This is a genomic window from uncultured Lamprocystis sp., assembly GCF_903933125.1.
GTDB lineage: Bacteria > Pseudomonadota > Gammaproteobacteria > Chromatiales > Chromatiaceae > Thiodictyon.
Genome location: NZ_CAIZIZ010000131.1, coordinates 1 through 11,837 on the forward strand (window position 1 = coordinate 1; position 11,837 = coordinate 11,837).

General features: G+C 58.6%; 8 protein-coding genes and 1 pseudogene. 6 read left to right on the forward strand and 3 right to left on the reverse strand.

Annotated elements, in window-relative coordinates; genetic code table 11:
* Positions 1 to 157 precede the first annotated feature (157 nt).
* The 3 genes from QZY03_RS06255 to fghA all read left to right on the forward strand — a co-directional run bounded on the left by QZY03_RS06255 (position 158) and on the right by fghA (position 3,032).
* Positions 158 to 682: an AAA family ATPase gene (locus tag QZY03_RS06255; RefSeq protein ID WP_295579181.1), complete on the forward strand. Its 525-nt coding sequence runs from the start codon at positions 158 to 160 to the stop codon at positions 680 to 682.
* A gap of 392 nt (positions 683 to 1,074) precedes the next feature.
* The gene (locus tag QZY03_RS06260; RefSeq protein WP_295579165.1) at positions 1,075 to 2,184 is read left to right on the forward strand and encodes an S-(hydroxymethyl)glutathione dehydrogenase/class III alcohol dehydrogenase; all 1,110 of its coding nucleotides are present in this window, start codon (positions 1,075 to 1,077) and stop codon (positions 2,182 to 2,184) included.
* Between the two features lie 11 nt (positions 2,185 to 2,195).
* Positions 2,196 to 3,032: an S-formylglutathione hydrolase gene (fghA, locus tag QZY03_RS06265; RefSeq protein ID WP_295579167.1), complete on the forward strand. Its 837-nt coding sequence runs from the start codon at positions 2,196 to 2,198 to the stop codon at positions 3,030 to 3,032.
* Position 3,033: 1 nt separating this feature from the next.
* Here the strand turns inward: fghA and QZY03_RS06270 are convergent, their stop codons facing one another.
* The gene (locus QZY03_RS06270; protein WP_295579170.1) at positions 3,034 to 3,486 is read right to left on the reverse strand and encodes a PepSY domain-containing protein; all 453 of its coding nucleotides are present in this window, start codon (positions 3,484 to 3,486) and stop codon (positions 3,034 to 3,036) included.
* Between QZY03_RS06270 and QZY03_RS06275 the strand changes: the two genes are divergently transcribed.
* Both QZY03_RS06275 and QZY03_RS06280 read left to right on the forward strand, forming a co-directional pair.
* Positions 3,476 to 4,039 (forward strand): response regulator transcription factor, encoded by a 564-nt coding sequence (locus QZY03_RS06275; RefSeq protein WP_295579172.1) that lies wholly within the window; start codon positions 3,476 to 3,478, stop codon positions 4,037 to 4,039. The genes QZY03_RS06270 and QZY03_RS06275 overlap by 11 nt on opposite strands.
* Before the next feature lie 46 nt (positions 4,040 to 4,085).
* Positions 4,086 to 4,952: an ATP-binding protein gene (locus tag QZY03_RS06280; protein WP_363169921.1), complete on the forward strand. Its 867-nt coding sequence runs from the start codon at positions 4,086 to 4,088 to the stop codon at positions 4,950 to 4,952.
* 345 nt (positions 4,953 to 5,297) lie between these two features.
* Here QZY03_RS06280 and QZY03_RS06285 read toward each other — a convergent pair whose 3' ends face one another.
* Positions 5,298 to 6,692: a DUF4921 family protein gene (locus QZY03_RS06285; protein ID WP_295579175.1), complete on the reverse strand. Its 1,395-nt coding sequence runs from the start codon at positions 6,690 to 6,692 to the stop codon at positions 5,298 to 5,300.
* A gap of 886 nt (positions 6,693 to 7,578) precedes the next feature.
* Positions 7,579 to 8,009 (reverse strand): annotated as a pseudogene (gene tnpA, locus QZY03_RS06290) (IS200/IS605 family transposase).
* 195 nt (positions 8,010 to 8,204) lie between these two features.
* Between tnpA and QZY03_RS06295 the strand changes: the two are divergent.
* Positions 8,205 to 11,708 carry a DUF4011 domain-containing protein gene (locus QZY03_RS06295; RefSeq protein ID WP_295579178.1) on the forward strand — a complete coding sequence of 1,168 codons (3,504 nt, stop codon included), beginning with the start codon at positions 8,205 to 8,207 and terminating at the stop codon, positions 11,706 to 11,708.
* Positions 11,709 to 11,837: the final 129 nt, after the last annotated feature.

The following is an 11,837-nucleotide window of genomic DNA, read 5'->3' on the forward strand; positions in this document are numbered from 1 at the left end:
CCGTGATGATCTCAAAAACAGACTAAATTCTGCCTTGAAATCGCTAAAAAGCGACATCAAGCGAATCCAGTCGTTCTTTCTTTTGCCGCATACAATTTATGCCAGCAGTTTGTCCGCATAATTAATAAAGTCTCGATATCTGCATAGCGTTGTGCCCATGGTGCATGGCTTGGAGCGCAAGCAGATCGGTCCGATGGAGACTCTGGAGTTTCGGCAGGAGATGGCCGCGGCCAAGCATCCCTCGCGTTTTTTGGCGCAGAATATGTCCGACGGTACCCTGCGTGCGCTCGGGGTATTGACCGCGTTGTTTCAGGGGAACTGCGACTATGCGCCATCCCTGGTCGGTATCGAAGAACCCGAGACGGCTATGCATCCGGCTGCGAGCGCCGCGTTGCGCGAAGCGCTGACCCGTGCCTCTACGCATACCCAAGTTATTGTGACGAGCCATAGCCCGGATCTGCTCGACGACCCCGATTTGAGCACGGATTCGTTGCTGGCCGTGATCTCTGAGGGAGGCGAGACGCGTATCGCACCCTTGGATGAGGCGTCACGATCGATGATGCGCGAGCATCTGTTCTCGGCCGGAGAACTGCTGCGGCTGAATCAATTGGCGCCCGATGCGACTGTCCTGGCGCTACAGTCACAGAGCCAGGCTGATCTATTCGGCGAGTACCAACCATGAGCACTGTCTCGGCCATCGTCGAGGGTGACGGGGAGGTCGCCGCGTTACCTGTCCTGCTGCGGCGCTTGAGCGCATCGATCGTTTCGTAAGCTGTGCAGCGAATGGCTGAAGCAAACGAGGGCAAGGCTGCCGACCGAATGATTCAGTCGGCGGCGAATGGCGCCAAGTCGGCTGTTCAGTATCTCAGTAGGCTACAATACGGCCCTGATCACGATTCCAGCCAATGCTCGGGCGTCGTGCACTGGAGGTCGAGGCTTTAGCCGGATCAGGGCCGCGCAGACGCGATGTCGACCGGCTAAAGCCTCGACCTCCGGTTTTCTTGCGGCCGGCACCATGATCAAGACCACCGCCGACACCATCCATCCCATCACCAGCCGCCTCCGGAGATGACTATGAAATCCAAAGCCGCCGTTGCCTGGGCACCCGCGCAGCCCCTGTCCATCGAAGAGATCGACGTCGAAGGCCCGAAAGAAGGCGAGGTCCTGCTGAAGGTGGTGGCCTCGGGGGTCTGCCATACCGATGCCTTCACCCTGTCCGGGTCCGACCCGGAGGGCGCCTTCCCCTGCGTGCTGGGCCACGAGGGCGGCTGCGAGGTCGTCGAGTGCGGACCGGGCGTGACGGGGCTCAAGCCGGGCGACCATGTCATCCCGCTCTATATCCCGGAATGCGGCGAGTGCGCTTATTGCCGCTCCACCAAGACCAACCTGTGCCAGTCGATCGCCTCCACGGTCTGGACGGGCTACATGCCGGACGGCACCCGCCGTTTTTCCCAACACGGCAAGCCGATCTATCATTACATGGGCTGCTCGACCTTCTCCGAGTACACGGTGGTGCCGGAAATCGCCTTGGCCAGGATCAACCCGGCGGCGCCGCTGGACAAGGTCTGCCTGCTCGGCTGCGGCATCACCACCGGTATCGGTGCGGTGTTAAACACCGCCAAGGTCGAGCCCGGCTCGACGGTCGCCGTGTTCGGGCTCGGCGGCATCGGCCTGTCGGTGGTGCAGGGCGCGGTGATGGCCAAGGCGGCGCGAATCATCGCCATCGACATGAATCCCGGCAAGTTCGAGATGGCACGCCAACTCGGTGCGACCGACACCCTCAACCCCGCGGATCTCACCGGCAGCGTCACCGAGGCCATTGTCGACATGACCAACGGCGGCGTGGACTATTCGTTCGAGTGCATCGGCAACGTGGACGTGATGCGCGAGGCCCTGGAGTGTTGCCACATGGGCTGGGGGGTGTCGACCATCATCGGCGTGGCCGGCGCCGGGCAGGAAATCCGCACGCGGCCGTTCCAGTTGGTGACCGGCCGCACCTGGAAGGGCACGGCCTTTGGCGGCGTGAAGGGCCGCAGCCAACTGCCGGGCTATGTCGAGCGCTACCTGACCGGCGAGATCGAGGTCGACCGCATGGTGACTCACACCATGCCGCTTGAAGACATCAACCGCGCCTTCGAGCTGATGCACAGCGGCGAGAGCATCCGCTCCGTCATCCTTTTTTGAGAACGCGCGCCATGGAACAGATCGAACATATCCGCGAATTCGGCGGCTGGCTGAACCGCTACACCCACGACTCCGCGAGCTGTCATTGCCGAATGACCTTTTCGGTCTATCTGCCGCCGCAGGCGCAAACCGGCCCGGTACCCGCCGTGTATTTCCTCTCCGGACTAACCTGCACCGACGACAACGTGCGGGTCAAGGCCGGAGCACAGCGCTATGCGGCCGAGCTGGGCCTCGCGCTGGTCATGCCTGACACGAGCCCCAGGGGGACCGATGTAGCCGATGACCCGGACCGTTACGATCTCGGTCAGGGCGCCGGTTTTTATGTCAATGCAAGCCAGGCGCCCTGGGCCCCGCACTATCGGATGTTCGACTATGTGAACCGGGAACTGCCGGCCCTGTTGGAGCGCGCATTGCCGCTGGTGCCTGGCCGGCGGTCCATCATGGGTCATTCCATGGGCGGCCATGGCGCCTTGGTCAGCGCCTTGAAGCACCCCGGCCTCTACCGCTCGGTATCAGCCTTTGCCCCGGTCTGCCATCCAATGGACTGCGACTGGGGCCGGGGCTGCTTCAGCGCCTATCTGGGCGATGATCAGGCACTCTGGCAAGCCTGGGATGCGACTGAATTGATCCGTGCGGGCGCCGCACCGATCCCGCTGCTGATCGACCAAGGCACCGCGGATGAGTTTCTCGCCGCCGGGCAGCTCAAGCCTGAGGCGCTGGCACGTGCCTGCGAGGAACTGGGCTTTCCCCTCACCCTGCGAATGCAGCCCGACTACGACCACAGCTATCATTTCATCGCCACCTTCATCGGCGAGCATCTGGCTTACCATGCGCGGGCATTGGCGTGACTCAAGAGACAGTCGAGCGCTTCGGGTCAATGGACGACGCAAGACGCAACGCCTGGGATCGCTGCTCGGTCGAAACGCGTCCAATCCGGCGCTGTTGGGGCCGGCGGCGCAGCCAGGAATAGAGTCCGGTGACAGTCAATCCGATCAAAGCCACGGCGGCGATCAGCTTGCCGACATGCAGCGTCATCAGCAGTCCGGTCACCGGCAGCCGCGCGACCAGCGGGAACGCGAACCAGCCGATGCCCCGGTGCCAACCTCCCAGGGTGTTGCGCAGCTTTGGCGCGCCAAACACCAGTCCGGCGATCAGGAGAGCGACCATGGCGTAGGTGGCGATTTCGACCAGCAGGCCGGCGCCGATCAGCAGATCCTTGTGGAGCCGCAGTGCGACGCCGAACAGGTCAACGGCCTGACTTGCGGCAGCAGTCCGCGTCGCGATCTCGAAGGTGCCGGCCACGACCGGGTCGCTGGATTTGAACGGAATCGACGTGCTGCGCCGCATCCGTGCCCAGGACAGCCGCCTCCCGGTGCTGATGCTCACGGCCAGGGGCGACGACGTGGATCGTATCATCGGCCTCGAACTGGGCGCGGACGACTATGTGCCCAAACCCTGTAACCCGCGTGAGCTGGTCGCGCGCATCCGGGCCATTTTGCGGCGCACCCAGGTGCCGGAGCCAGCCGGTCCGTCGTCCGGACCCTTGACCGCCGGGGCACTGACGCTATGGCCGCAACGGCGGGCCTTGGAGTGGCGCGGCGAGCCGCTGGAACTCACCAGCACCGAGTTCAATCTGCTGGAGGTGCTGGTGCGCCAGGCCGGCCGGGTGGTGAGCAAACAGGAGATCTCGCAGCAGGCGCTGGGCCGCCCGCTGGCCCGTTACGACCGCGGCATCGACGTTCACCTGAGCAGTATCCGGCACAAGCTCGGCCTGGACGGGGAAGGTCGTTCGCCGATTCAGACGGTGCGCGGCGTCGGTTACCAGTCTGTTTTTCCTGCCGACCGATGGCCCTGAGCCGCTCCATCATCTGCCGCCCAGCCTGCCGATTGGGATCGGCATCCTGGCGAGCCTCGCCTTCAGCGCTTGGCTCGCCTGGTATCTGTCGACACCGATCCGCCACCTGCGTGCGGCCTTCGGCGCAACGGCGGCGGGCCAGCTCGACACGCGCATCGGTGCGCGCATGGGGCGACGGCGTGACGAAATCGCCGATCTCGGGCGTCATTTCGACCAGATGGCTGGGCAGTTACAGACCTTGGTCAGTTCCCAGCAGCGGTTGCTGCACGATGTCTCCCACGAACTTCGCTCGCCCTTGGCGCGGTTGGAGGCCGCCATCGGCCTGGCGCGGCAGCGGCCCGAAAAGCTCAATGACACGCTGGATCGCATCGAGCGCGAAGCGGTGCGGCTCGATCAACTGGTCGGCGAACTCTTGACCCTGTCCCGGATGCAAGCAGGGATGGCGAGGCCTGCGGACGAGGAGATCGACCTGGTCGAACTGATCCGCGAAATCGCGCTGGATGCCCGGTTCGAGGTGCAAGCGACCGGGCGCCACGTTGAATTCGTCGGGGCGGGCGAGGCGCTGGTCATCGCGAACGCCGAGCTATTGCACCGCGCCCTGGAAAACGTCGTCCGCAATGCAGTTAAGTTTACCAATGAAGGGACCGCGGTCGAGGTGGAAATCACCCGGCATGACAATTCCAACCAGTTGCTGGTGACTGTTTCAGATCGGGGACCCGGTGTTCCCGAGGCGGAGCTGCAAGCGATTTTCGAGCCATTCTTCCGCAGCGAAACCAAGGTCAAGAAAGCCGGCTTTGGTCTGGGGCTGGCCATCGCCCGGCGGGCCATCGAAACACATGGCGGGAGTATTCGCGCCGGCAACCGCCCTGATGGTGGATTGAAGATCGAGATCGTGCTGCCGGCTGACTACTGACCACGCCCGCCCAGGTCTTCCGCCTGGAGGCCGAGGCTTTACGGTCGACATCGCGTCTGCACAGCCCTGGTCCGGCTAACGACCATGGAAGGAACATCAAGCCACCCCGGAAGATGAAAGTCCTCCGTGGGAGCGGCGTCCCGCCGCGATGCGTTGCTGCGGTGACCGCGAACGCCGCGGCTGCGCACCCGGCCCCATCGCGGCGGGACGCCGCTCCCACGGGGTCGCTGTGCGACTTTCACGGAAAAGCCTCGACCTCCGGTGCGCGACGCACGGGCACTGGCCGGAACCATGACCAAGGCCACCAAGCGCATCCACACCGAGCGCGTGAGCATTCGGAAAACATCACTCCCCCGACGCGGGGCCTTCAGACCACGGCGGACACTCCCGATCAGGTGATTCCTGCTGCCGAACGGCGGGGTTGTAACGCAGGCAGTTGGGTGTGCAGGCGCATTCGAAGGCGATTTTCATCGGGGCGATCTTGCCCTCGTTCTTGAGCTGGAACAACCGCGGCACCACCCGGTCACGCAGCGCCTCGGGGTCAATGGTATTGACGTAGATCCGGGTGCCGCCTTCGAATCCCGCCGGTGTCGAGACACGCCATTTGATCAGGATGCGCCAGGGCATCGGCACATCCACATCGGGCGGCTTGTAGTACCATTCCTCATTACAGGGGATGTCCGGCCCGGCGGCGGCATGGCAGCCGTGCACCAGATCGGACATGCCGCGCAGTTCTTCAGCCGAGTGGCTCCACGGCTGGCTGCGCTCGCTTTTGGAGAAGATCTCCAGCGTCGGAAAGCGATGACCAAAGCCGGCGAAGGCCACGGCATGATCGTTCTCGGCCACCACCAGATTGCGGTAGGCGGCGAAATTGACCGCCGCTTCATTATAGATATTCGGATTGTCCCGTACCCGCCGCAAGGCCAAGTCGTTCTGCACGCCGCGCTCGTCGATCGCCACCAACTGTTTGTGCAGATGATCGAATGAGGCGCCCGCCTGCTTCAGCCAGTTCTGAAACACCGCGACAAAGCGGATATAGCGGTTGTTGGCATACATATCACGCAGCGCATCGACAGTGAAGCGCATATACTGGTCATGCTCTTGCGGGGTCAGGCTTCCCGAGGACACCAGTTGATGGTCATGGGTGGCACCATCGACATAATGACGCCGGGCGACGATCACTTCATGACCACCGCCGAAGAAGGCATTGGCCAGTTGCAGACGCTCGTCGAGAGACAGCCGGTTGCGCTCGGCCTCATCAAGCCCTGATGCCCGTAGACGCTGATCCACCACTTGCAGGACATGCTGACGTCCCAACTCCGAGGCCAGATAACGGCACTTGTGCGCTTCGATGTGGTCCGGCATCCGGTAGTCAAAGTTCTTTTGCCAATAGTCAAAGGACACGATTTCGAACAGGTTGGGAATACGGCGAAATTCGGCTACCGTGTCGAACAGATGCTCGGCGCACACCTGGCGCAGAATCTTGCTGCCATCGCTGGTCTTGATCAAGCGCGCTTTCTCGGGCGGCGTTTCCAGATACCGGCTGGCGCAAAATGCGCAGTGCGCATCGTGCGCGGCAGGATTCAGCGGCGACGGATTGGGCGAACTCACCCCCAGCGGTCGATTGCCCCGGCCGGGAACCGTCCAGACCTCCGTGTGCGTGAAGGGATTGACCTGCTTGATGGTCCCATCCGCCATGCGCATAAGATAATCGGCTTCGGGAATGACCTGGGACGACATGGCTGCCGTACCTCGCTGTTGCGTCGAAATGGGTCGAATCAGCAAGCGGAACTCGCTGAGGATTCAAATTGTTCTGTCCGGCCGGATCACAAGCACGGCGGCTTTGATCATTGCGGTCCGCACGCGCCCGCCGCAGGAACCGCATGAGGATGTCGCGATCGATCGGGCGAAACTTGCTCGTGGTCGGGCGCCTTCAGATGTCGTATAGCCTTCGTACCTGATATCCGGAAAGACCCTTGTGTGTAGGGGCGGGTTTGAAACCCGCCCCTACGTCCGGTTATCGCGTCCGACGGCTATACCGGCAGTCTACCGCGATGTCGGCCAGCGCGCAGCGGGAACACCCGACAGGCTGCTGAAGCGGCTGGCGATGATGTCCGGTTTTGTCCGGACATGTCCGCAACAACAAGCCGGCCAGCTTTTAGATTGTCTCCTCGTGCTCGGAAACTATTGATTACACAATATTTCGCGTGCCTGGCCCTGCATCTTCATACTTTGTTAGACGTCCGCTTCATGTCCGCTTCCCGTCCTCCCATGTCCGATTGGTCCGCTGGTAAACCGTACCTGCGCCCCTGCCAATGCGCAGCAGTAACCCCACCTCCTCCAGTTCGGACAGGTCACGACGTGCCTGTCGATCCGAAACCTCTGACGCAAATCGGTGGTGATAGTCTCCGGGCCGAATGAGGTCACCGCAACTGATCTGCAGCAACAGGGCTTGCTGGCGAGGATTCGCTGTCCATAACGCCGCCGGGCGGCCACGACGACCAAAGATCGTCAGTGTCACCCCGGTCGGTCGATCCGCCGGGGGCTTTCATTCGTGAGCCGCTCGAAGCGGCTACGGGGTCGCTAACGCGGCCCCGCGGTTCTTGGACCACCTAAAGGTGGCGAATCAGCCCCAGAGGTTGATCTGTTCGAGACGCGTATCCTCCTGCTCTTGGTTCTTGATGTACTCACGGATCGTGTTCTCACCCCGAGCAACTGTCGAGACGAAATACCCCCGAGCCCAGAAACTCTGCCCAACAAAGTTGCGCCGACGCTCACCGTACACGCTGGCAACGTGGATCGCGCTCTTACCTTTGGTGAAGCCGACTACCTGCGACACGGCATACTGGGCAGGATCGCGATCAACATGTGCACATGGTCGGACATCAAATGCCCCTCCAAGATGCGACGCTCCTTCTGCTCGGCTAGCTTCCGGATCACCTCGCCAAGGTGTCGCCGCAGTTGCCCGTACAACGTCTTACGGCGGCACTTTGGGATAATGACCACATGGTATTTGCACTCCCATTTGGAGTGGCTTAGGCTCTCAGGTTCGTCCATCGGGATTCTCCAGTGTTGCGTGCTTGGCCGCTCACAACGCGGAGTTTCCTGGATGGACTCCCGGAAATGTCAAACTTTTGCTGTCTCCCCGGCAAAGCCGGGGGTTTTCCCGGCTTAATAAAGTCCGTGTACCGCATTAGCGATATTTCGAGCAAAAAATAGTATCTGACAAATTCAACAAGGAATACGACTCCGATGAGTGCCTCCGTTCCAGATAACGTCTCAATAGACTCTCTCGAAAAGCTCAGACACAGGCTGCTTGACCTAACTGGGCGAAACCGTCTACTGAATTTCACCTATGGCCGCCAGGGAAGTATCCGCATAATCGACGAGCTTCCCAACGAGCTGCACCGGATGCTGCTGTTGGAAGAAGAGCTGAGGTTCCGGGCGATCCCGACGCCGTCACGACAAGATCTGATCGATGAAGGATACATTACGGCTGATCTGGAGACTACACTTGACAAGCGCATCAAAAAAGACTCAACGGTCGCGGAACTCATCGATGAGATTCCGAACGAACTTCACCAGACGCTGCTGTCGGAAGATGAACAGAGGCCCCAAGCGATCCCGACGCCGTCTCGACAAGATCTCACCGATCAAGGATACATCACGGTTGATCCGAAGAAAACGTCCGGTAATCGCATCAAGAAGGATCCGACGGCAGCGGAATGGGCGCGGCTACGCGGTTACAATACTGATTACGAGTTACCTATTCCGAATATCGACGCCAGCGAAGAAAATCAACCCAGGCATGTGGATAAGGTCATCCAGACCCTGATGTTTCCGGAGGAGTTGGAGACGCGACTGCGAGATCTACGTAATAAAGCTGAGACAGCCATTGAGGAGACGGGCGCAAATATTTGCTATGCCGCCATCGGGTTTCTGGAGTGGTTCGAGAGCCAGAACAGCGATAAGGCACGATTAGCTCCGCTTCTGCTGGTTCCAGTACGGATCGCAAAAGGCCGGCTTGATACGGCCAGCGGCACCTACTGCTACACGATCACCTTCACGGGTGAGGATATCCTGCCAAACCTCTCGCTGCGCGAGAAACTGCGCACTGACTTCGGACTTGCAATACCCGATCTCGACGACTCGTCAGTACCCGAAGAATATTTTCTTGATGTCGAACGACTAATCGCAGGACCGAATCAGCAAGATCGACGATGGAAAATCCGCCGTCACGCCACCATCGCCCTTTTTAATTTCAGTAAACAATTAATGTACCAAGACCTAGATCCCGCACATTGGCCAAAGGAGCGCTCAATTTTAAATCACGCGATTGTCAACCGTTTCTTTGTCACCAATAATGAAACGGTAAGTGGCGGTGGCAACAGTTTTAGCAATGAGTATGCTATCGACGACCTAGCGAAGGTGCACGAGCATTATCCAGTCATCGACGATGCCGATAGCTCCCAACATAGCGCTCTGATCGATGCCATTCAAGGCAAGAATCTTGTCATTGAGGGGCCGCCAGGAACAGGGAAATCCCAGACAATCACTAACATCTTCGCTGCTGCTTTAGCACAGGGAAAGAAGGTGTTGTTCGTAGCCGAGAAACTGGCGGCGTTGGAAGTAGTCAAGCGGCGCTTGGATCATGCAGGACTGGGGGATTTCTGCTTGGAGTTGCACAGCCACAAGACACAAAAACGCAAGGTGCTTGATGATATCGCAACACGGCTACGGAATCAGGATACGTATCGCAATCCAGAGCAGATCGGGGCCGATATCGTGCGATATGAGGAACTGAAAAACGAACTGCGCAGTCACGCGAATCTAATCAATAGTCACTGGAAAAATACTGGGAAAACTATCCATGAAATTCTAATGGCGGCGAGCCGATACCGAGAGTCGCTTGGTATCGATGCCATTAATCTTCATCCTGAAGGATACGACGGGCACACATTCAACTGCGACATTCAGCGCCTGAGCCGAGACACTATCTGCAAATTTGCCGATGTCTATAAACTGATCGCGATTCAACTAGGTGAGAATGACAACCTCAGAAGTCATCCTTGGCATGGCGTCGGCAATAGAAATCTACAGATCTTTGACAATGAACGTGTGCGAGCAGTCCTTTCGAGGTGGCAGGATTCACTTGAAACACTTAACAAGACGATGGTGGCCGCATATTTCCAACTTAGGGCAAAGGACACTGATATTCAGGTCGGAGAACAAAATGGTGGTGCTCTGCATGAAGAAAAGTTCGATGAAATTGAGGGATTCAAAAATGCACTGAAAATTATTCCATCACTTCACGGAGATGAAATTCTTGCGGCGCTTCACTACCTGCACGGAGATAATCTTGTCGTTTTTAATCGTCACTTAAAGCTCTTACGGAACGTTCGCGACTGTCATCGCGAATTGGCCGTCAAGCTAAATCCACAGTTTCTCGACGATCAAGAAGCTCACAGTCAATTAAGGGCCGCCTGCACCGCACTACGGCAACTTGGAGCGGCCGGTCAAGGGGACCTAAGCACAGTCGCTAAATATCTCAAGCGAATCGAACGTCTACAGGACCGGCTCCACGAACTGGGTCAGCCCATGTCGGACGTTGCAATCGGCTTAGGCCATACCTACATGGATGTCATTAAACCGAACGAGATCGGTATCAGCGAATTCCGTGCGCTAATCGAACTCGTCGGTCAGTTGAGACCAGCTCTGCTCAAACTGCGAGGGGAATGTTTTGATGACGATATTCTGGACGATCTGCTGCCTACGTTAACGGTGCGACTCGAAGCTCTTCGGTCATCCCACGCCGATCTTAGTCATTACTTTGCAGTCGACCAACTACCACCCAAAGAAGTAATCGATAAACTGCGGACACATCTCGATAATGCTGGGTTGTTCCGCTGGTTTAACGCAGATTGGCGTGCATCACGAAGGCTATTACTTCAGATCACCTCCAAACCTGAGATGCGTTTGAAGGATTTGTTAAAACGACTAGAGAAGTTGCAATTATATATCAAAGATAAGCAATCGCTGGAAAACGACACCCGCTACAAATCTGCTCTTGGAACTAATTTTTGCGGTCTCGATACCGCCATCATCGATCTCAGCGAACTACGCGCCTGGTATAAGTTAGTACGGATGCGCTATGGGATAGGGTTCGGCCCCAAAGTGGCACTCGGCGACGTGCTTCTGGCCATGTCGAGCGCTCTGGCTCGGGGAATCCAGTCGCTGCGTCAGCAGGGTATTCATGAACAGATCGACGCGGTACTGCGCGAACTTGGCGAGCTAAAAGCGGCCTTCGACGAATATTCCCCGATTCAGCCAAAGGATGCGGCTCTGCTAACGACCGATGGGCCGCTGTCTACACTGGCTGAGCAGATCAGGCGAGACTTGGGAATCTGTCAGCAACAAATGGCAGATTCGGCCGCATCGCTTTCGGATGTCGAGCGCACTGTCCAACAACTCGGGGAGAACCAGTCTTCCTTGCAGGCATTAAGCGAAAGCACACTAGAGCCCCAATGGCTTAACGGCCAGATTGATCTGCTGGTTAATCCCAACCAACTGGACGAAGCCACATTGGCTGTCGCCGTGCGCACCGCAGAATTCGCAAGCGCACTCGATGAGAAGGTTCGCCTACCCATTCTTCGCGATGGTATCCGCCAGCATCCGAATTGTGAATTTTTTGCGGAACTGCAACAGCTCGCAGTGCAGATGGAATCAGCTTGGCAGACACATCTTTACTTGCTATAGGCATAAATTGCGGTATTAGGGATAGCAGATTTCGTGCGACCTGAGCCAGTTAGACGGGTAATCTAGCCCTACACTCATAAGTTTCAGTAGAGCCATGACATGTACAATTGCGAATTCTCTGCGGAAGAC

What these genes read in the sequence shown, in the direction of transcription:
- QZY03_RS06255 (WP_295579181.1), top strand. Translation starts at nt 158, where the DNA reads ATGGTGCATGGCTTGGAGCGCAAGCAGATCGGTCCGATGGAGACTCTG.
- QZY03_RS06295 (WP_295579178.1), top strand. Translation starts at nt 8,205, where the DNA reads ATGAGTGCCTCCGTTCCAGATAACGTCTCAATAGACTCTCTCGAAAAG.
- QZY03_RS06260 (WP_295579165.1), top strand. Translation starts at nt 1,075, where the DNA reads ATGAAATCCAAAGCCGCCGTTGCCTGGGCACCCGCGCAGCCCCTGTCC.
- fghA (WP_295579167.1), top strand. Translation starts at nt 2,196, where the DNA reads ATGGAACAGATCGAACATATCCGCGAATTCGGCGGCTGGCTGAACCGC.
- QZY03_RS06285 (WP_295579175.1), bottom strand. Translation starts at nt 6,692, where the DNA reads ATGTCGTCCCAGGTCATTCCCGAAGCCGATTATCTTATGCGCATGGCG.